The sequence below is a fragment of the Halomonas sp. SIMBA_159 genome, from assembly GCF_046536035.1.
Lineage (GTDB): Bacteria > Pseudomonadota > Gammaproteobacteria > Pseudomonadales > Halomonadaceae > Vreelandella > Vreelandella venusta_A.
This window is the reverse complement of sequence record NZ_JAWJBT010000573.1, coordinates 1-272: the sequence shown is the minus strand read 5'-3', so window position 1 is coordinate 272 and position 272 is coordinate 1. Positions and strand designations below refer to the sequence as shown.

Below are 272 nucleotides of genomic sequence, written 5' to 3'. Positions count from 1 at the left end.
AGCCAGTCATTTTTTGCTAAATACTCAACATTAAATGCCGATTGATCGAATAGCCAAAATGTTATTTGGTAATCATTAATAAAATTTGCCAGAAGATCAGGATTTGTTGTATATTGGGCAGAAATTAAATCTAAGGTTCGTTGACGAAACTGTTGATAATATCCCCAATGATAAGGAATTGCATATTCTGACCCAACTAGAATTGAACGCTGGGCAAATGTGGGTAAAAAATTGGCTTCTGCTGCTAAAGAGGCGACTAAACTATCAACTGG

The 272-nt window shown here is 35.7% G+C and carries 1 protein-coding gene; it reads right to left on the bottom strand.

The annotated features are described in order from the left end of the window. The coding region (locus R0J87_RS20510) for a hypothetical protein (protein ID WP_498888560.1) at positions 1-272 on the bottom strand (272 nt) is incomplete at both ends.